Source organism: uncultured Campylobacter sp., assembly GCF_938015785.1.
Lineage (GTDB): Bacteria > Campylobacterota > Campylobacteria > Campylobacterales > Campylobacteraceae > Campylobacter_B.
Window position 1 is genome coordinate 40,584 of sequence record NZ_CALLWC010000035.1, and the last position, 19,716, is coordinate 60,299.

The following is a 19,716-nucleotide window of genomic DNA, read 5'->3' on the forward strand; positions in this document are numbered from 1 at the left end:
GCGTTTATTAAGCACAATATAAATATGCTAATTTATAGTTTGTATAAGGTTGTAGGCGCTAAAATGCGTAATCATTTTATTTAGGGGTCAAGATTGCAGGATTTAGAATTCGAAAGTAAAAAGATAAGAATAGAAAATACTCGTGTAAAATTCGGCAAATTTTTTACGAAATTATGTTTTATATATTTTTTATATTCTCTTAGCGCCTTTATAATTCCTAAAAATATTTTAGATATTTCTCCTGCGTGCTTGAATTTCGTAAATTTTATGAAAAGCTATTTTCCAAATATCGAAATTATCGGCAATATTAGCCCATACACCCAACTTTCTGAATTTTACGTTAGTATTATGTGGATATATGGGATTATTATTTTTGCGGTTTCTAGCTTATATTCATTGGTTTATTATATTTACTTTTGCAGATATGATGATGATTTTATCTTGCTTTCAAAAAAGAAGCGGGAAAACGACTGCCCGTTTTTGTTGCTTCCGTTTATGTTTGGTCTTGGTATTTTTATGTTTGAGGTTTATTATACCTGATATTTTGCAAGCAGCGGTATAAGCATAAGAACAAGCCATTTTATGCCGGAATTTCAAAGTAGATTTTCAATTTTTGGATATATCTTTTTCTTTCAATCCGGTTTTTCTCTTTCTGGTTCCGTAATATTAATGTCTACATTCGAATTTATTTACAAAATATATTTCTATTTAAAAGGAGTGAAAGATGCAGAGCAAAGTCAATGAAAAGAGCGGTGTATTGAATTAAAAATTTGGAGTATTATCGTATGGAATTTCAAAGTTATAAATCGGAAATGCCGCTTTTTATGATCAAAGATTATTGGACTAAAATCAGCACAGAATGTTATTTAATATTAGCTGTATTTTTAGTTATATTTTTCTGCAGAGGAAGTGCTTGGTCAATTTTTAGGAGCCGTTACTTTTTTGGTGGGAATTTTATTTATTAATAAACATAGATTTTTAAATTTCTATTCCGATAGAATAGAATATAATTCTTTATGCAAAAATTATAACGATGTATATTCGGTACATAAAAGTGTAAAGGCTTCTAATTTTGATAAAATCGCTATTTATAAATTTTCTGGACTCGTGATTGAAGACGCGTGCAAATACAATGCCAATATAACTAGGTTTAAAAAATTTCTCTTGCTAATTTTATCGTACGCTCTACATCCGATAAATCTTCTTTGCTTCGGTGTACTTAAAATTTTAAGAAGAATAGATAGCATAAATTTAAATGTTCTAATTTTATTAGATAGTACTCATAGTAATTATTTTGCCATTCCGTTAACTATGTTAAGTGAGTATGAACGAGTAAATTTGAAAAAGTATTTAAAAGACAAACTAAATCTAGATCTTGATAATATCGAGGTAAGGGATAGATTTATAGATATAAATTTTATATAAAATTTTCTAAAACCCTTTATTTCAGTATATTTAATAAATTCCAGCTTAAGCAGATAAATTTTATCTTTTTATTGACGAACCTCAATGCTTATCGAAATTTAAATAGGTAAAATTCACTCCTAATTTCAGTTAAAGGAGTGAAAATGGGAGAATTTAAGAAGCTCTGGATGGCGCTCGTAGTGGTGCTCATCGTGGGCTTTAGTTTCTTGGGTTTTTACGGCGGCGAGGTGTATAGGCAGTCTCCGCCGGTGGTAAAATTTACCGATGCTAGCGGCAACGAGCTAATCAGCACCGAGCGCATTTACCGCGGACAGGAGGCCTGGCAGAGCATCGGCGGTATGCAGGTGGGCTCGATCTGGGGTCACGGCGCGTATCAGGCGCCTGATTGGAGCGCGGATTGGCTGCATAAAGAGCTGGTTGCGTTTATGGATATCAAGGCGCAGGAGCGCTTCGGAGCGAAATTTGACGCTTTGAGCGACGAGCAAAAGGCGCAGATCAAGGCGCTTACCAAGGCCGAGTACCGCACCAATACCGTAAAAGACGGCACCGTTAAGCTAAGCGATGATCGCTTAAAGGCTATGGCGGTCGTAAAAGACGAGTACATGGGCGTTTTCGGAAACGATCCGCGCTTTAAAAAGCTTCGCGAGGATTACGCGATGAAGGAAAACACGCTCGCAAACGAGCAACACCGTGCCGAGCTCGTGGATTTCATCTTTTGGACTGCGTGGGCGGTTTCTACGGATCGTCCAAGCGGAGAGGCGACCTATACCAATAACTGGCCGCACGAGCCGCTAATAGACAATGTCCCTACCACGGAAAACGTCGTTTGGACAATCGCAAGCCTCGTTATTTTGCTTACCGGCATCGGTCTTCTGGTGTGGTTTGGAAATTTCTACGGCAAAAAGGACGAGGATTTCGAGGCTCCTGCGAAGCTAAACGCCGATCCGATCGCCGCTTTAGCGCTTACGCCGTCGCAAAAGGCGCTCGGTAAGTACCTTTTCGTAGCGATTGCGTTGTTTGCATTTCAGGCCTTCATCGGCGGCTTTGTTGCGCACTACACGATCGAGGGTCAGTCCTTTTTCGGGCTTGATATTTCGCAATATATCCCTTACTCGCTAGCGCGCACCTGGCACGTGCAGGCGTCCATTTTCTGGATCGCTACGGGCTTTTTGGCGGCTGGATTGTTTCTAGCTCCGATAATCAACGGCGGCAAGGATCCAAAATTTCAAAAGCTCGGCGTGGACGTGCTTTTCTACGCGCTTCTTTTCTTAGTCGTCGGCAGCTTCGCCGGCGAATACATGGCGATTGCGGGCAAGATGGATCCAAGTAGCAGCTTCTGGATCGGACATCAAGGATACGAGTATTTAGACCTCGGTAGAATTTGGCAGCTGATACTGTTTGTGGGCCTTGTGATCTGGATGGTGCTCGTGCTGCGCGGCTTTATCGCAGGCTTTAGAGCCGAGGGCGATAAGAATTTATTGGCGATCTTTACCGCTTCGGTCATCGCCGTGGGGCTTTTTTACGGCGCGGGACTATTTTACGGACAACGCTCGCCGATCCCTGTGATGGAGTATTGGCGCTGGTGGGTCGTGCACCTTTGGGTAGAGGGATTTTTCGAGGTTTTCGCGACGGCGTCTTTGGCGTTCGTATTCGCGTCCTTGGGCCTCGTAAGCAAGAAATTTGCCACCTACACCTCGATTGCTAGCGCGTCGATTTTCCTAATTGGCGGAATTCCTGGCACCTTCCACCACCTCTATTTTGCGGGCACCACTACGCCGATAATGGCTGTGGGTGCAAGCTTCTCGGCGCTTGAGGTCGTGCCTTTGGTACTTTTGGGCTCGGAGGCGTTTCATTATTACAAGCTTCAATTCGCGCAGGATTGGGCCAAGCGTTTAAAATGGCCGCTTTACTGCTTCATCGCCGTAGCGTTTTGGAATATGCTAGGCGCGGGCGTTTTCGGCTTTTTGATCAACCCGCCGCTTGCGCTATTTTATATCCAGGGCTTAAACACCACCGCGGTGCACGCCCATACGGCGCTATTTGGTGTATACGGCTTTTTGGCTCTTGGCTTCGTGTGGCTCGTGGCGCTGTATATTTACAAAGACAAAAGCTTCGACGATACGCTGATGAAGATCGGCTTTTGGGCACTTAATGCGGGTCTGCTTCTAATGGTGCTGATTTCGCTTCTTCCAGTTGGAATTTTGCAGGCGTTTGCGGCGATCGACGTGGGTATGTGGTACGCAAGAAGCGCGGAGTTTTTGCAAAAAGATAGCCTCTATGGGCTCCGCTGGGCGCGCATCATCGGCGATACGATCTTTTTGGTTGGAAGCGTGTGCTTCTTGCTTCAAATCGTGCGAATGATATTCTCACGCGCTAAATAGAGCTTTTGTGAGCTTTAATTACTCGCTTTGCCTCGCAGGAATTTTATGTTCTTGCGAGGCTTTTTAAATTTAACGCACTTTGCGCATGCCCCATTCGCGCAAGTTTTTGCGTGGATATTTTTACTCAAATTCCACTCGCGCAGGCTTTTGTCGCGGAAGATATCCGTGCGAGCTTTAAGCTTAGCCGCAAATCGCGCTAAATCTTTAAAATTTTAAAATTTTATCCTCTTAAATTTACCCGAGCCAAATTTTAAATTTGCTACAATTACCGCCGAAATTTCAATCTCAAGGAGTGGAAAATGGGTGTGCGAGAGCAAATTTTAGAAGACATTAAAACGGCGATGAAGAGCGGCGATCGCTTCCGCAGAGACAGCCTGCGGATGCTTAACGCCGCGCTTAAGCAGGTCGAGGTGGACGAGCGCATCAGCCTTAGCGACGAGCGCGTCTTTAGCATCCTTCAAAGCGAGATCAAGCGCCGAAATGACTCCGCGGCGCAGTATCGCGCGGGCGGTCGTGACGATCTGGTGCAAAAAGAGCAGGGCGAGATCGAGATCATCGCGTCCTATCTGCCCGCGCAGCTAAGCGATGCCGAGCTTGCCGCCGAGGTTGGCTCGCTAATCGCGCAGCTCGGTGCGAGCGGCGCAAAGGACATGGGGCGCGTGATGAAAGCCGCCAAGGAAGCGCTCGGCTCAAGCGTGGACGGCAAGCGGCTGAGCGATGCAGTCAAAGCGGCACTGAAGTAGCCTGCGTTTGGGGCTAAATTTCGGCTACGGCTAAATTGTATCGGCTAAAATTTTGCGGCCGAAATTTTTTGAGATAGAACTTTGGCTGCGGAATTCATACGCTAATTTAAAATTTTAAAGGATCATTATGAAAAAATTTATCGCGGTTTTACTAGCTGTCCTGCTTGTGGGATGCCAGTGCAAACAAAACGTAGTGCCTGGGGCGAAAGAAACGCCCGAAAAGATTACGGCATTTTTCATAAACGATGGCAAGGAATACATCGTAGGCGAGAAACTCAGCTATGTGCTGACGGACGGCTCGTCGCTTAAGAAAATTTCAGAATTTTACGATGGCGGATACGCCAAAGGGCTTAAGCGCGAGTTTGTACAGATCGAAGTAACCGATGCTAAAAACGGCGAGGTGCGCGGTAGCTTCAGCGCATTTTTGAATTCCGCCGCAGGAGCAGATGTCGCCAAAATCAAGGCTCTAGCGAACCGCATCGAAATCGATGAGAAAAAAGGCGAGATCGAGGTTATTTTTAACTTTGATGCGCGCGTCGTACAGATCAAAAATCTTAGCGAAATAATGAAGCCAAGCGATAGGCTACGCTCTGCGATCCCGGCAAATATCGAGGTTAGACCTGAACGCTGCGAGGGCAACGCCTTATTGTATACGATAAGCGCCATCGTAGCTATACCGATAATAATCGTGGGAACAGTGCTATTTCTACCTGTGGTAGCGATGCAGGAATATAGCCCGCGATAGTAAAAGCCGTGAAATTGCGTATCTTGCAGCGAAACTTACAATGTAATGATCGATGAAGCTCGGCGAAATTTGGCATAACTTAGATCGTAAGTTTGATCTATTTATGATCGCATTTTATTTGGCGGCGATGTGGTACGGATTTCTTTTTAGCTTGAATCCGAAAAGTTTAGATGATCTGAAAATCGCAAATGGAATAATCATGGATGTCGGAAGCGATGATGGGCGCGAATATATGCAGATTTTTACGGACGAGCGCAAATTTATCAAAGTCTTTTTAAATGGCGATACGGATAACTTAACCTACTTTTATAAAAATAAAATTTTGCTCAATGCGGCAATTGTTGAAGCTAATTTTAAGCGCTCAGGAGCGGACGAGTGGCAAGGCATAAATATCAAGCCTTCTATCTCACTAATCGCATACGAATGGCTGGAAGGCAAGCGAGTTAAAGCTTGGTATCAAAGCCGTCCGTTTCCGTTTCAGGGTCGCGGCACGGCATATCAAGTTTTATTTTTGGATTATAATGCGAGCGTCGATCCGCCGCAGCGCGAGTATCTGATGAAATTCAGATATGACAAATACGCTACGACGGATGATAAATTTACAGCTATGGTATTTGGAATTTTAACGCTCTTCTTTCTTGTGATAGTGGCGGGTAAATTTTATCAAGCATGGCGCCGATTGCAATAAAAACTGTGCTGCAGAATTTTAGCCGCAGCGATAGTTCAAAACACGGCGCGCAGTATCGATACGAAGTACTTTAAAAGACGCTAGGCTTGCGGCGTGTATTTCATTGCGGATAGCGGCGCAAGCAGGATAAGTTTACGGCGATAAATTTAAATCGTCATCAAAAACAGATCGAAACGAGATTTAAAATTTTGATAAATAGCATGCGCCGAGTTTTGAAATTTTGCGGCTTTGTCTGCGCCGGCTAGCGCGAAATTTTAAAATTTAAACTGCTCGAGGTTTCAAAATTTTAAAATTTTAAATTTCGCGCTCGTTTAGCAGTGCCCATAAATTCTAAATGTCAAATGGGGCGGATGGGCTAAAATAGCCCATTTATCAGCCCCTTAATCGCGTCAGATTTTTCCTTTTTCGCGTCGTTTTTGCTGCTATTATCGTCCTTTTTCACACCGAAAAGCTTGTCGATGCCCTTGCCGATCTGCTTGTCAAGCTTGCCCTTTAGATAATCCGATTGGATATTGTATTTCGGCTCTTTGATCGTGCCGGTGATGTTTATTTCAAGATCGGTCTTTTCGATATTTGCTTTAACCGGCACCGAAATCGCGCCCGTTTTGCTATCCAGCGTGCCGTCCGTTACGTTTAGCTTGCTTTTTTGCGCGCTCATATCGGCGTTAAAATTTATCAAATTTTGCTTGATCGTGCCGTTTACTTTGGCGTCGTTATAGACCTCGCCGCCTAGATCGCGGCCTAAAATTTTGCCGATTTTGTCGATCAATCCGCCGCTAGGAAGGCGGCCGTTATTGATGATCGCGTCGAATTTGCCGCTGTGCGAGCTGGTATTATACGTAAGATTCGCATTGCCCGTGCCGTCGTAAACGTGATCGATATTTAGAAGCGTCGTAAGCTCTTTGACGATAAAATTTTGGATTTTAAAGTTCGCTTCATCGCCCGCGATCTGTCCGTTTAGCTCGCCGCCCGCAACCTTGGAATTTACGGTCGCAAACAGGCTCTTGCCGTCGTGCGAAAGCTCGCCGGTAGCGGCAATTTTACCGTTTAGTCTGCGATTTAGAAAAAATTCTAGTCGCTGCAGACTCGGGATCAGTAGCGCGTAGTTAGCCTTAAGCGCTTTGTTTTTAAGCTCATAAGTGCCGTTTAAGCTCTGAAGCTGCGCTAGATCGGAGTTTGCGCTTACGCTAAAGGTTGCGACGGAGTTTTTGATATTTGTCTGCGCCTGCGCATCTGTTTTTAGATCGCTCGGGAAGCTCTTGCCCGTCGTGCCGTCTAAAAATTTCTTAAAAATTACGCCGTTAGCGAGCGAAATTTGCGCCGTGCCGTTGATACTGTCTTTTAAATTTAACTTCGCATCGCCGTTTATCGTGCCGTTTCCGATCGCGTTGCCGTAAAACAGAGCCGAAAGCACGGCCAGATTTAGATTGCTCGCCTTAAGCTTTAGATCGCTTAAATTTCCGCTCGCGTTCAGGTTGCCGCCCATAGCGTTTAAATTTAAGCTTAGATTTTTAAGCTCATTTTGCGCTAGAGCCGCGCTAAGCTCGCCGTTTGCCTTGCCCTGCAGCTTCACTCCCAGGACGTTTTGTAGCGCGGCTAGATCGTTTGCGCTTAGCTTCGCGGACAGCTCGCCGTTTTTGTTTTTCAGGTCAAATTTGGCCTCGGCATCCGCTTTAAGCGCATCTTTAAACGCTGAAATTTGCGAGTTTGAAAGCTCAAGCGTAGAAAAATCGGTCTTTAAATTTCCGTTTGCTTTAACATCGCCCGAAATTTTACGCCCGATAAGGCTTTCGAGCTTCGCTAGATCGGGCAAATTCAGATTAAAATCTGAGTTTAAAGTTTTGTTTTTCAGATCAAATTCCGATTTTTCGGCGTTGATCTTGCCTAGCGTCGAATCGATCTTGCTTGCTGCTCGCAGGACGTCATTTTGCGCCGTGATGTCCGAGTTTAGCGTGATCTGCACGCCCTTTGGGATAGAGATATTCATATCTTTAAACGCAGATTCGTTTAGGATCAAATTTGAACTCTTGATACTTGCGTTGCCCTCTGCACCGCCGCTGCTAGCCTTGATGTCTGAGAGAATGTCGATATTTCCTTTGGCGTAGATCGGCAGAGAGGCCACGGCAAGGGCCTTTTCGACGTTTAGGCCCTTAGCATCGATTTGCAGATCAAGCGGACTAAGGTCTTTTAAATTTGCTAAAAATTTTACGTTGCTATCAAAAATCCGCCCGCTGCCGTTGATGCCGAATTTGTCAAGATCGCCTAAAATCTGCCCCTTAAGGTTTAGCCCTTCGTCCATTTTTATGCCGAGCTTGGCTAGATCGTGCGCGTTTGCGTCGTAGTTAAGATCGAAAGAGCGCGCAAAAAGCGAGTATTTACCCTTTACGTTTACGTTCGCAGCGTCATTTACGTTGGCGCTGATGTCCAGATCACCGAAATTTAGATCGAATTTCTCAAGTTTCACGTCAAGTCCGCTTTTTTCTTTGATCAAATTTTCTATGTAAGGCTTGGTGAGATTGTTGCCAAAATCGCTGAAAAATAGGCAGCCTGCGCCTACTATAAGCAGGATTAAAATTCCTGCGATTATGCCGAAAATTTTCATTTCGTCCCCTTAAAATTTAAAATTTGAGGGTATTATAGCCCTTAAAATTTAACGTTTGAAATCTCAATACTTGAGTTTAAATCACTAAAGTTTTATAAAAATTTTTCATAAACTATTGACAAGATTTTAAATTTTGCATATAATCTTAGCACTCAAACACATTGAGTGCCAATTTTAGAAATCACAAATCAAAGAAAGGACTGAAATGAAATTTCAACCACTTGGCAAGCGCGTTCTAATAGAGCGCGAGGAGGAAACTAAAAAGACCGCTTCGGGTATCATCATCCCCGACAATGCTTCAAAAGAGAAGCCTTCGACCGGCAAAATCGTAGCCGTCGGCAGCGAATGTGAAGGCGTCAAAAATGGCGATACCGTAGCGTTTGCAAAATACGCAGGTAGCGAGATCAGCTTAGACGATAAGAAATACCTTATCTTAAATTTAGAAGATGTTTTAGGCATAATTAAATAAAAAGGATTGAAAATGGCAAAAGAGATTATTTTTTCAGACGACGCAAGAAACAAGCTTTACGCGGGCGTTAGAAAGCTAAACGACGCTGTAAAAGTTACGATGGGGCCTCGCGGTCGCAATGTCTTAATCCAAAAGAGCTTCGGCGCTCCTGCGATCACAAAAGACGGCGTGAGCGTGGCTAAAGAGATTGAGCTAAAAGATACGCTAGAGAATATGGGCGCTTCTTTGGTGCGTGAAGTAGCGAGCAAAACTAACGATCAGGCAGGCGACGGCACTACGACTGCGACCGTGCTAGCTCACGCGATCTTTAAAGAAGGCCTACGCAACGTAACTGCGGGCGCAAATCCGATCGAAGTTAAGCGCGGTATGGATAAATTTAGTGCTGCGGTTATTGAGGAGCTAAAAAAATCATCTAAAAAAGTAAGCGGCAAAAAAGAGATCGCTCAGGTTGCTACGATCTCTGCTAATAACGACAGCGCGGTGGGCGATCTGATCGCAGACGCTATGGAAAGAGTCGGCAAGGACGGCGTTATCACGGTAGAAGAGGCAAAATCTATCAACGATGAGTTAAACGTAGTCGAGGGAATGCAGTTTGACCGCGGCTATCTAAGCCCATATTTCATTACAAATGCCGAGAAAATGCTAGTCGAGCTAGCTTCTCCACTAGTGCTTCTATTTGACAAAAAAATTACAAATTTAAAAGATCTACTTCCGGTTTTGGAGCAGGTTCAAAAAAGCGGCAAACCGCTTCTAATCATCGCCGAGGATATCGAGGGCGAGGCACTTGCGACTTTAGTCGTAAATAAACTTCGCGGCGTACTAAACATCTCTGCGGTCAAAGCCCCTGGATTTGGCGACCGCAGAAAGGCGATGCTTGAAGATATCGCGATTTTAACGGGCGGTACCGTCATTAGCGAGGAGCTTGGCAGAACGCTAGAAAGCGCCTCCATGGCTGATCTTGGACAAGCCGAGCGCATCGTGATCGACAAAGATAACACCACTATCGTAGGCGGCGCGGGCAAGAAAAAAGATATCGATGCGCGCGTTTCGCAGATCAAAGCTCAGATCGCCGAGACTACGAGCGATTACGACAAAGAGAAGCTTCAAGAGCGCATGGCTAAGCTTAGCGGCGGCGTTGCGGTTATCAAGGTGGGCGCTGCGACTGAGACCGAGATGAAAGAGAAAAAAGATCGCGTGGACGACGCTCTAAACGCAACTAAAGCAGCCGTGGACGAGGGTATCGTAATCGGCGGCGGTGCTGCGCTAATCAGAGCTGGACTTAGCGTAAAGCTAGCTCTAAGCGGCGACGAGCTTATCGGTGCAGACATCGTTAAGCGCGCGCTTTTTGCTCCACTTCGCCAGATCGCAGAGAATGCGGGATTTGATGCGGGCGTCGTAGCTAATAAGGTCGAGCAAGGCTCAGATAAAAAATTCGGCTTCAACGCCGCAAACGGCGAGTACGTCAATATGTTTGAAGCGGGCATCATCGATCCTGTGAAGGTCGAGCGCATCGCGCTTCAAAACGCAGTCTCTGTCGCAAGCTTGCTTCTAACGACCGAAGCGACCGTAAGCGAGATCAAAGAGGAGAAACCTGCAATGCCTCCAATGCCTGATATGGGCGGAATGGGTGGCATGGGCGGAATGATGTAGCCCCATAGGAGCGTCATTCGGCGCCCCCATACGCCTTGCGGCGGTGCTGCGAGATTTTGCGGCGCCGCGAAATGCTTTATGCGCGGCGATATTTTTGCCATACGCCGTCAGAATGATATGTGCCGCGTTTTGGATATGTCTAAGGCGCGGCGATTTATTATGAATTAGCGATTAAGCGGTGTGATTTTTAGTCACTGCATGATCTTATAAATTTCGTATCTCACCGCAAATTTACGGTTTTGCCGCATTATCCTTTAAATTTAAAAACTTTATTTGAGCTTGCTTTTTACCTTAAATTCTGACTTGCCACTCAAAATTTAAGCGCAGAATTCTAAAACTTTAAAATTTTCAGCTATCCCACCTAAACGCTTACAAGATAAAATTTTTTCGTGGCGTCATATTTTTAGTGTGATAAAATTCTATTGCAAACAGAATCCTAGCTGCGGAATTTTTGAAGCTTAGCCTTTATCCAGGTTTTTATTTGGCGATACGGCTTGGAATTAGAGCTGAAATTTCATAGCCTCACTCATTAAATTTAACGCCGCTTAATCTAAGCTTTGCTAAATTTCGCCTAAAATCCATGGAAAGGAAAACGATGAAAAATTTAGCTCGTATTTTTTTAATTGCGTTCATTTTGGCGAGCTTTTCTAGCGTTTTTGCTGCGCAGCAAAACCACGAATTGCCTGTCGCGTTGCAAAACCATAAATCTAAAATTTCATCTCAAAATTTGCGAGCCAAAGATCATCCGAGTAAAAATACCTCGGCAAAATTCTCTGCCGAGCCGCATGCTAAAAAATCTGCAAATGCTAAAAGCCTTTCAAAATCCAAGCTCACAAAAAATACGCGTGCGTCTAGGAATTTCGCTAAAAATTCCACGCAAAAAAGTGCGAAAAATTTTACTAAAAATCCCGGGCAAAATTCCGCATCGCATTCTGCGAGAAATAAAGCATCTATGAGCCCAGCTAATCAATCAGGCAGTCAGAATGGAGCTAGCAAGAGCCTAGTCGCGACGCTGATGCGTTTGCCAAAGACCCGTATTTATGAGGATGAGGTGCCAAACGCCCGCGATACGGAGCAAACTTACAGAGGCGCAGACATGCGGAGAAGCGTAAGCGCGCAAACTCACGGAGGCGCGGATGAGCAGACCGGCAAAACCGTAGACGCACAAGCTCGAAAATTAACGACGACTCGAATTGCACAGCCGCAAGCTCGCTACGGCTATAGTGCAACTCGTTCTGGCGCTATGGGGCATACAGCTGCATCTCATTCGAGCGCCACGAAGTATACGGCTCGTCAAAATGCCCGCGCGCCCTATCTTCCCACATCTGCTCGCTCTAGCCGTGCGATAGGGCGCTCTGGCGGTAGCGCGCTTGGTAGGATGTCGTCGCCAAAGCGGGGTAATGCACTAGGGCAAGGTGCTACGATGCGTTATGATGAGCGTTGGGTGAGGCCCGCTCCACAGCCGTACGAGCCTGCGCCTGAGACTGAGAAAAAGCGAGGGCTGATATTTTCATCGCAGTGGGGCCCCGCCGCGCCGAAAAGTAAGTGGCAGCAGCACGAAGCCCCGACGGATGACGCTTCGTCGCGCAATGAGTCGGTGATGGATATGCTGCAGGACAAGATGAGCAGGGTCAAGGTGAATATGGAGCTAGTGCGCTAGCCTAGGCGGCACGCCGGCGCAATTTATATGCGTAGGCGGTTTAAATTTTGCTGCCTCTATAAGATCGCGATACAGGCGCTTGCATTGCAAAAACACGAACGCTGATGTTTTTCGGCTTTGCCGTCGTGCGAAACAATGCCCTAATACTGCAATTAAAGATAGAATGTTCATATTTCATCTACTTGCTTTGAATTTCACGGCTGCATGCCGCGCTGCTAGGATAAACCATACTGCACTCGTTTTGCGCGAGTGAGCGCTGCGACGATACTGCGAGTAAAATTTCGCGGAAATTTCAAAAGCTTAATTTTGTAATTTTACGTCGCAGGACTTCGCCCGTCTCGCCTACTAAATTCGCGGAATTTTGCTTGGCCGCGTAGTTTGTTAAATTTCGCTTGCCATCAAATTTTGTAGAGTTTCATTTGTTGTCGGAATTTTTAGAATTTTATTAGATGGCTAAATTTTATAGAACTCTATTTGTTAAAATTTCACGGCGAAATGAAATTTTTCGTAAGCGCAAAAGCAAAATTCAGCGAGTGAAATTTTGCAGGCAAAATTCTGCGGCGGCTAGCGAGCGCGAATTATTAAATTTTAACCCCGTTTTGAATAAAATAGCGCAAAAAATTCTAAAGGCTTAAATTTGAAAAATCGCTATCCGACCCGCCAAATCTCCGTCGGCTCCGTCAAAATCGGCGGCGGCGCGCCCATCTCCGTGCAGTCGATGAGTTTTTCTAAGACTAAGGATGTGGAGGGCACGCTAGAGCAGATTAACCGCCTATATTTCGCAGGCTGCGACATCGTGCGCTGCGCCGTGCTCGATAAGCAGGACGCGGACGCGCTCGCACGTATCAAAAAAAGCTCGCCGCTTCCCATCGTAGCGGACATCCATTTTAATTTTCGCTTGGCGCTGCAGGTCGCGGAGTTTGTCGACGGAGTCCGCATAAATCCGGGCAATATCGGCGGCAAGGATCGTATCAAGGAGGTCGTGCGCGCGTGCAAAGCTCGCAATCTGCCTATCCGTATCGGCGTAAATTTGGGCTCTTTGGAGGAGCAGTTTGAGCAGAAATACGGTCGCAGCGTGGAGGCGATGGTGCAAAGCGCACTGTATAACGCCGCGCTGCTTGAAGATGAGGACTTTAGCGATATTGCGATCTCGCTTAAGACTTCGGACGCGCCGAGCACGGTGGCTGCGTATCGCGCGCTGCGCCCGCTATGCGAGTATCCTTTTCATCTGGGCGTGACCGAGGCGGGGACGAAATTTCACGCGAGCATCAAGAGCGCGATCGCGCTGGGAGCACTTCTGATGGAGGGGATCGGCGATACGATGCGCGTGAGCATCACGGGCGAGCTTGAGGAGGAGATCCGCGTCGCGCGCGCGATCCTGCAGGATGCGGGCGTGCAAAAAAGCGGCGTCAATATCATCTCGTGCCCTACCTGCGGGCGTTTGCAAAGCGATCTGCTAAGCGCGATCAAAATTGTCGAAGAAAAAACCGCACATATCAAAACGCCGCTAAATATCAGCGTCATGGGCTGCGTCGTAAATGCGATCGGCGAGGCGAAGGGCGCGGACGTGGCGATCGCGTTCGGCAACGGGCGTGGCATCGTGATGCGCCACGGCGAAGTGGTCGCCAAACTCGATGAGAGTAAGCTCGTGGAGCGGTTTTTGCAGGAGGTCGAGGACGAGGTGCGGGTTCGCGAAGGAGCGTGAGATCTATGGGGCGCCTAGCAGCTTAAATGTCGCTATGATTCGTGGCTTGGGCGGCTCGGCTCTGAATTTCGGCGCGCTTGGGCTTATCGCGGTTCGTTTAGGCTCATCGGTACAGCGCGTCTTGGCGTGAAATTTTAAAATTTCGTCTTTAAAACGGCGCTTTTAAATTTGAGCCTTTGGGGAATACGGCTTGGAATTTTGGTTTGAAATTTCGCGTGAAATTTTGAGTTAAAATTTTGGCTTTGGAATTTCGTCTTGAAATTTCATTTTAAAATTTCAACCTCGCGATTTGAAGCGAAATTTTATAGAGTAGAATTTACCGCGCGAAATTTTAAGCGGTAGAATTTTATGCTGTCTATGAAATTTAGGCGCAGGCTCTATGCGCTCGCCAATTTTACTCGCAGGATTTGCCTCGGTAGAATTCCGTGCCGCAAAGCGGAATCTTGACGGATGAAATTCCGATACGCCACGAAATTTCATCCGGCTGGATTTCGTCCTGCACCTAAATTTAAGGCGAGCGAAATTTTAAGAGTCAAAATTTCAAAGGGCGAAATTTAAAATTGACGGAATTTTAAAGGCGAAAATTCCGAGGATGAAATTTTAGATAAAAATTTAAAGCGGCTCAAATTATAAAATTTTGCCCGATAGAATTTTGCTAAGAGGCGAGATTTCAATTCTATAAAATTTAAAATTATCGCGCCGCAGAGATTTGCGGAGGCGAGCTTGAAATTTTATAGAATTTAAATGCGAAACGAGGGGAAGCGATGGCAACGAAGCAGAATGTGCCTGCAAATTTATACGATCTGGATATGGAGCGCGCGATTTTAAGCTCGCTTTTGCAAAACGAGGACGCATACGGCGAGCTGAGCGAGATAATCTCGGTCGGCGATTTTTTCTACAAGCCGCACGCCGACATCTACGAGGCGATCGTCAAGTGCTCCTCGCACAACGAGCCGATCGCGCCGAGCTTCGTTAAAAAATGGCTAGCCGAGCGCTACGACGATGGCGCATTTACCGAGGTCGTAGCCACCAGCGGCGTGGTCGATGCCCAAAAATACGCACTCGAGCTGCGCGAAAAATCGATCAAGCGCTCGCTAATCAAGGTCGCACACGAGATCCCTTCGATGGTAAACGAAGCCGTGCGCAGCAAGGACACCGCCGATAAAATCAGCTCCAAAATTTACGAGCTCATCGACGAGGAGCGCCACGGCGGCATCAAAAAATCGCATGAGATCATCGCCGACGTGGTAGAGGAGCTCAAGCGCCAAAAGGCGCTCGCAGGCTCGGAGCTCGTGGGGCTTGATACCGGCTTTCGCTTCTTAAACGACTGCACGAAGGGGCTAAAGCCGGGCGAGCTCATCATCATCGCCGCCCGCCCCGGCATGGGCAAGACCGCCTTTGCGCTAAATTTGATGATGAAAACGCTGCAAAGCGGCAAAGGCGTCGTATTTTTCTCGCTAGAGATGCCCTCTGTGCAGCTGATGTATCGCATATTAAGCGCGCTTAGCTCGATCCCGCTAAGCGACATAATGAGCGCAAAGCTCAGCGACGACGACTGGACGCGCTTCAACGACGCTTGCGACGCGGTTCTGAATATGCCGCTTTTCGTCTATGACAGCGGCTATGTAAACATCCACCAAGTCCGTACCCAGCTGCGCAAGCTCAAATCCGCAGACGCCAATATCGAGCTTTGCGTGATCGATTATATCGGCCTTATGACGAGCACGAGCAATTACTCCGAGCGCCACCTGCAAATCGCCGAAATTTCGCGCGGGCTCAAACTTTTGGCGCGCGAGCTAAACATCCCGATCATCGCGCTATCGCAGCTAAACCGCTCGCTTGAGGCGCGCTCGAACAAACGCCCGATGCTAAGCGATCTGCGCGAAAGCGGCGCGATCGAGCAGGACGCCGACATCATACTTTTCGTCTATCGCGACGAGGTTTATAAAGAGCAGATGGAGCGCGAGCGCATTTCGCGGCTGGAGGCCGAGGGCAAGGACGCTGGCGAGCCCGTGTTTAGGCGCAACGACTATCAGGAAAAAGCCGAAATCATCGTCGGTAAAAACCGCTCGGGCGAGGCGGGCAGGACGATCGAGGTGGGCTTTCAGGGCAGATTTACCCGCTTCGTCGATACGAGCTTCGGCGGCGAGCCCAGCGAGAGCGCGATCTTTAACGAAAACGACAATCTCGACTACGTCTCGCAGCTGCAAGACCAGGGCTTTGAGGAGCCTACTGCGCCGCGCCTCGATATGCCGAATCCCGATGCAGCGCAGAATTTGCAGCAAAATTTAACGCAGAATTTTAATGAAGCCCAAAGTTTTAACGAAGCGCAAAATAGCGGCGTAAGCTTAAACGAAAGCTCTGCTGGTGCTCGAAATTCCGGGGTAAATATCGATTTTGACGAGATGCCTAGCTTCGGTCAAAGCGATGCGCAGGACGGCGAGGAGATAGACGGCGAGTCTAAGCTTAGCGCAGAGCAGGGCTTAGCAGAGGTGCGTCGTGCGGCACAGGACGCACCGCAAAAGCAAGAATTTCAGGAGCAAAATTTAGATGATACGAGAGTGGGCGGTGTCGCGCCTCAAACAAAAAGCGCGCATAAAAATTTAGCAGGCACTCCGCAGGGCGTAAAAGGCACATCTCGGGGCGCAAAAGGCGCGCAGCAAGGTGCAGAGGGTGCATCGCAAGAGGCAAATAACGCACGACAAGAGAACTCTGTGTATTTTGGAAGCGGCGAGGGCGATGAGCCGCCTTTTGAGCCGCAGGAGCCGCAAGAGGACGAGGCTAAATTTAAACCCGCGCCGCCTTTAAATATCGAAGATATGGGCATTCCAAAGATCAATGAGGCAAACAGGCTCGATGACGACGACGCGCCGCTGGATCTGTGAAATAGCGCTTAGGCTAGCGCTGATCGTTAGCGTTTTTTGCTTCGCGCTTTACGCGCAGGATTTCAGTGACGCGGGCTTTTGCGCGCTGGCGGCGTTTTGGGCTTATGCGCTATTTCGGGTACTATTTAGCTTTTTTTACGAGGCGAAGCAGCGCGCCAATGCAGCGCTATTTCGCAGCAGCGGGACTTTGATTAAAATTTTTAGAGGCAGGCTCATAAGCGGGGTTTTAGCCTTCGCGGGCGCGATCCTCTTAAGCGCCACTTTGGCGCTAGGCATAGCGGATCTGCGCGGCGCGGAGCTATTCGTGACGCTCGCGGCGCTGCCTGCAGCTCTTGCTCTGATGCGCCTAGCGGTGCTGAAGCTCAGCCTAAAAGAGATTAAAAATCCTAGAATTTTATCGCTCAAACTTAGCATTTTGCTACTCGCCGCGCTTGCCGTCGCGGTAAATTTTGCCATAAATTTAGCCTATTTGCGGCTCGCGGACGGCGTAGATACTACCGCGCACTTTCAAAATTCCGCGATAAATTTTACTCCGCCCGCCCGCACCGCCGCATCCGCCGAAGACTTCGCGAGGAATAAGGTTTCCGTGCCCGTAGGAAATTTTGCAACAGATAATTCTGCTAAATCAGCTAAAAATTCCGCTGCGAACAACGCCGCCATAGTTGTGCGAAATTCCGAGACGAGCAATGCCGTCAAGCCCGCAGCGGGTGCTGCCAAAAATCCTACCGCTTCGCCCGCAAATTTTAAAGCGGGCTCCGTCAGAGGGGTGCAGGTCTCGGCTGAAAATTCTAAGGCAGATCCCGTCGCTACGCCGCAGACCTTCGCTAAAAATTCTACGAAAAGCTACGCCGCAGCGCAAAATTTAAATTTAGCTCCAACTCCCGCCACGCTGAGTATGGCTGCCGACAATTCCGCCAAAAATTCCGCGACAAGCTCCGCATCAATCCCTGAAATTTTTGAAATTTTAAAATCTACCGCGCCGCAAGCGCACTTCAAATCCGCCCTGCTAAATGAAATTTACGCTTTGAAATTTTACAAAAACGTGCTGTTTGAGCTGGCGCTGTCGCAGAGCCCTAGCGCGCTAAAAATCGCTCTTTTGTTTCTGATCTGCGCGGGAGATTTCCTCTTTTACTGCGCGATCTTGCATCTTTGCGCCTTCGTGCTTTTTACGCCGCGAGCCGCAGCCGCGCCCAAAATAGGGCGCTTTAGCGGCATGATCTTCGCGCTTGCCTACGTCACGCTGTGTTTGATCTGCGCCGCGCAGACGCGCACGGCAAGGGGCGAAGCGGAGGCCGCACATCCTAAAAGCGCGGTCGAGGCGAGCGTGCAGATCGTGCTGCAAAGCGGCGAGCGGCTGATCTTAAGCGCGCGAGAGGCGGACGCGCTAAGAGGCGAGCTAAATGCCACGCGCTTCGCCGCGGAAGCAAACGCCGCGTCCGCGCTAAATAGCTACATCGACGCCGTTTACGACGAGGGCGCGAGGCTTAGCGCGCAGAAAATGGCGGATTTTAATTACTCGTTTCTGAGCGATTATCTGGTGCTGTGGCACGGCGTGTGGGACGATGACGCTGGGGCGTATCTGAATGAGAAATTTGCGGGCTTCGTAAGCGAAAGCTTCCCGAAAGATTTTGGCGAAAATATCGCTAAAATCGCTGCGGCAAACGTTAAAAATTATGAGAGCTCGCTAAATTTTACGCTCAAAAAATACGGCGCGAAAATCGATCTTAACGTCACGCAGAGCTTCAGCCTAAAAAGCAAGGCGTATCGCGCGAGCGGGACTGGGCTGGGGGCGCTGGGCGGCGTGCTGGGCGCAAAGCTGATAAGCAAGAGCCTCGCTAAAACTGCGGCCAAGACGGGCGCGAAGACCATTACCAAGGCGGGCGCCAGCGCGACAAGCGGTAGTGCGGGGCTCGTGTGCGGCCCGGGCGCGGTGGTGTGCGTGCCTGCGTTTGCCGTGGCTACGTGGTTTGGGCTGGATTTTGCGTTTGCCAAGGGCGACGAGGCGCTGAACCGAGAGGAGTTTGAAGCTGCGATCGTGCGCGATATGATGGCGGCGAAAGAGGAGCTAAAGCGCGCGCTGGCGGAAGATTTCAACGCGACGATAGATGAAATTTCGAGTGAAATTTTAAATTTAGACGGAAAGTAGGGCAGCGGATTATGCCCGCGCAACTTAGACCCGTTGCGAGCGAAATTTTACGGCGGATTATGGAGCTTTCGTGCGTAGCGGGTGGCGAAATTTTAAAATTTCATTTAAGTGTGGGCGGCGGGCGGGATTACGGCGCATTTATCGCGCCGCCGCGCTCCTTAAATTTAAGAGCTAACTAAAAATTTTTAAATATAATCGCCGCTTAAAACAAGGAGTGCTAATGAAAAAATTCTATCTTAAAATTTCGTTATTTACGTTTATAGCGGCATTTGCGGCGATCCCGGCTGCGGCAAAATTGATAAAGTTAGAGGATTTAAAGAACGAAGAACAAAGAGTGCTTTTTAAATCCTGCGATTACGGCGAAGGTAAATATAGCTCATGCAATAAACTCGTTGAAATTTTATCTAAAGAGTGCGAGGATGGTAATATGCGCTCATGTGCTACACAGAGTGAGCTTTTACTATCATTACGCCGAGTAGAGGAAGCTACGAAATATCTGATTAAGCTGTGTGATGCTGATAGTACATATCACTGTTTTATATTGGGTACGCTAATAAATATAGGCTCTCTTTAACTTAAGCTCACACAAAGGAGCAGTAAGTTACGATGGATACTAT

General features: G+C 47.5%; 15 protein-coding genes. 13 read left to right on the forward strand and 2 right to left on the reverse strand.

What is annotated here, in order from left to right; genetic code table 11:
• Window positions 1–93: 93 nt before the first annotated feature.
• The 5 genes from Q0393_RS04925 (at window position 94) to Q0393_RS04945 (ending at window position 5,982) form a co-directional block, all read left to right on the forward strand.
• Window positions 94–540, forward strand: coding sequence for a hypothetical protein (locus Q0393_RS04925; protein WP_298978350.1), 447 nt, complete (start codon window positions 94–96; stop codon window positions 538–540).
• Window positions 541–1,568: 1,028 nt separating this feature from the next.
• The gene (locus Q0393_RS04930; RefSeq protein ID WP_298978351.1) at window positions 1,569–3,806 is read left to right on the forward strand and encodes a nitric-oxide reductase large subunit; all 2,238 of its coding nucleotides are present in this window, start codon (window positions 1,569–1,571) and stop codon (window positions 3,804–3,806) included.
• Between the two features lie 299 nt (window positions 3,807–4,105).
• Complete coding sequence (locus Q0393_RS04935; protein WP_298978353.1) at window positions 4,106–4,549, forward strand: GatB/YqeY domain-containing protein; 444 nt, start codon at window positions 4,106–4,108, stop codon at window positions 4,547–4,549.
• A 127-nt stretch (window positions 4,550–4,676) separates the two neighbouring features.
• The gene (locus Q0393_RS04940) at window positions 4,677–5,294 is read left to right on the forward strand and encodes a hypothetical protein (RefSeq protein ID WP_298978355.1); all 618 of its coding nucleotides are present in this window, start codon (window positions 4,677–4,679) and stop codon (window positions 5,292–5,294) included.
• A gap of 52 nt (window positions 5,295–5,346) precedes the next feature.
• Entirely contained in the window at window positions 5,347–5,982 is a 636-nt protein-coding gene (locus Q0393_RS04945) for a hypothetical protein (RefSeq protein ID WP_298978356.1), read from the forward strand.
• A gap of 355 nt (window positions 5,983–6,337) precedes the next feature.
• Here the strand turns inward: Q0393_RS04945 and Q0393_RS04950 are convergent, their stop codons facing one another.
• Entirely contained in the window at window positions 6,338–8,584 is a 2,247-nt protein-coding gene (locus tag Q0393_RS04950; RefSeq protein ID WP_298978357.1) for a hypothetical protein, read from the reverse strand.
• A 205-nt stretch (window positions 8,585–8,789) separates the two neighbouring features.
• Here Q0393_RS04950 and groES point away from each other — a divergent pair, with 205 nt between their 5' ends.
• The 4 genes from groES (at window position 8,790) to ispG (ending at window position 14,068) form a co-directional block, all read left to right on the forward strand.
• Entirely contained in the window at window positions 8,790–9,053 is a 264-nt protein-coding gene (groES, locus tag Q0393_RS04955) for a co-chaperone GroES (RefSeq protein ID WP_005871710.1), read from the forward strand.
• 12 nt (window positions 9,054–9,065) lie between these two features.
• Window positions 9,066–10,703, forward strand: a complete 1,638-nt coding sequence (gene groL, locus Q0393_RS04960) for a chaperonin GroEL (RefSeq protein ID WP_298023126.1) — start codon at window positions 9,066–9,068, stop codon at window positions 10,701–10,703.
• 595 nt (window positions 10,704–11,298) lie between these two features.
• Window positions 11,299–12,363, forward strand: coding sequence for a hypothetical protein (locus Q0393_RS04965; RefSeq protein WP_298978359.1), 1,065 nt, complete (start codon window positions 11,299–11,301; stop codon window positions 12,361–12,363).
• Window positions 12,364–13,000: 637 nt separating this feature from the next.
• The gene (gene ispG / locus Q0393_RS04970) at window positions 13,001–14,068 is read left to right on the forward strand and encodes a flavodoxin-dependent (E)-4-hydroxy-3-methylbut-2-enyl-diphosphate synthase (RefSeq protein WP_298978361.1); all 1,068 of its coding nucleotides are present in this window, start codon (window positions 13,001–13,003) and stop codon (window positions 14,066–14,068) included.
• A 276-nt stretch (window positions 14,069–14,344) separates the two neighbouring features.
• Here ispG and Q0393_RS04975 read toward each other — a convergent pair whose 3' ends face one another.
• Window positions 14,345–14,548, reverse strand: coding sequence for a hypothetical protein (locus Q0393_RS04975; protein ID WP_291936701.1), 204 nt, complete (start codon window positions 14,546–14,548; stop codon window positions 14,345–14,347).
• A 284-nt stretch (window positions 14,549–14,832) separates the two neighbouring features.
• Here Q0393_RS04975 and Q0393_RS04980 point away from each other — a divergent pair, with 284 nt between their 5' ends.
• From Q0393_RS04980 to Q0393_RS04995, 4 genes are read left to right on the forward strand one after another with little or no spacing between them, the layout of a single operon-like run.
• Window positions 14,833–16,953: a replicative DNA helicase gene (locus Q0393_RS04980; protein ID WP_298978364.1), complete on the forward strand. Its 2,121-nt coding sequence runs from the start codon at window positions 14,833–14,835 to the stop codon at window positions 16,951–16,953.
• Window positions 16,907–19,099, forward strand: a complete 2,193-nt coding sequence (locus Q0393_RS04985; protein ID WP_298978367.1) for a hypothetical protein — start codon at window positions 16,907–16,909, stop codon at window positions 19,097–19,099. Before Q0393_RS04980 ends, Q0393_RS04985 begins: the two co-directional genes overlap by 47 nt.
• Window positions 19,100–19,110: 11 nt before the next feature.
• Window positions 19,111–19,278 carry a hypothetical protein gene (locus Q0393_RS04990; RefSeq protein ID WP_298978369.1) on the forward strand — a complete coding sequence of 56 codons (168 nt, stop codon included), beginning with the start codon at window positions 19,111–19,113 and terminating at the stop codon, window positions 19,276–19,278.
• A 41-nt stretch (window positions 19,279–19,319) separates the two neighbouring features.
• A complete protein-coding gene (locus Q0393_RS04995; protein ID WP_298978370.1) occupies window positions 19,320–19,673 on the forward strand; it encodes a hypothetical protein in 354 nt (117 codons plus the stop codon).
• Window positions 19,674–19,716 lie beyond the last annotated feature (43 nt).

Bases quoted from the DNA above. Each gene is read 5' to 3' on its own strand.
- Q0393_RS04945 (WP_298978356.1), top strand. From the start codon at position 5,347: ATGAAGCTCGGCGAAATTTGGCATAACTTAGATCGTAAGTTTGATCTA.
- Q0393_RS04965 (WP_298978359.1), top strand. From the start codon at position 11,299: ATGAAAAATTTAGCTCGTATTTTTTTAATTGCGTTCATTTTGGCGAGC.
- Q0393_RS04985 (WP_298978367.1), top strand. From the start codon at position 16,907: ATGAGGCAAACAGGCTCGATGACGACGACGCGCCGCTGGATCTGTGAA.
- groES (WP_005871710.1), top strand. From the start codon at position 8,790: ATGAAATTTCAACCACTTGGCAAGCGCGTTCTAATAGAGCGCGAGGAG.
- Q0393_RS04995 (WP_298978370.1), top strand. From the start codon at position 19,320: ATGAAAAAATTCTATCTTAAAATTTCGTTATTTACGTTTATAGCGGCA.
- Q0393_RS04990 (WP_298978369.1), top strand. From the start codon at position 19,111: ATGCCCGCGCAACTTAGACCCGTTGCGAGCGAAATTTTACGGCGGATT.
- Q0393_RS04935 (WP_298978353.1), top strand. From the start codon at position 4,106: ATGGGTGTGCGAGAGCAAATTTTAGAAGACATTAAAACGGCGATGAAG.
- Q0393_RS04950 (WP_298978357.1), bottom strand. From the start codon at position 8,584: ATGAAAATTTTCGGCATAATCGCAGGAATTTTAATCCTGCTTATAGTA.
- Q0393_RS04975 (WP_291936701.1), bottom strand. From the start codon at position 14,548: ATGAAATTTCGTGGCGTATCGGAATTTCATCCGTCAAGATTCCGCTTT.
- Q0393_RS04980 (WP_298978364.1), top strand. From the start codon at position 14,833: ATGGCAACGAAGCAGAATGTGCCTGCAAATTTATACGATCTGGATATG.
- Q0393_RS04930 (WP_298978351.1), top strand. From the start codon at position 1,569: ATGGGAGAATTTAAGAAGCTCTGGATGGCGCTCGTAGTGGTGCTCATC.
- groL (WP_298023126.1), top strand. From the start codon at position 9,066: ATGGCAAAAGAGATTATTTTTTCAGACGACGCAAGAAACAAGCTTTAC.
- Q0393_RS04940 (WP_298978355.1), top strand. From the start codon at position 4,677: ATGAAAAAATTTATCGCGGTTTTACTAGCTGTCCTGCTTGTGGGATGC.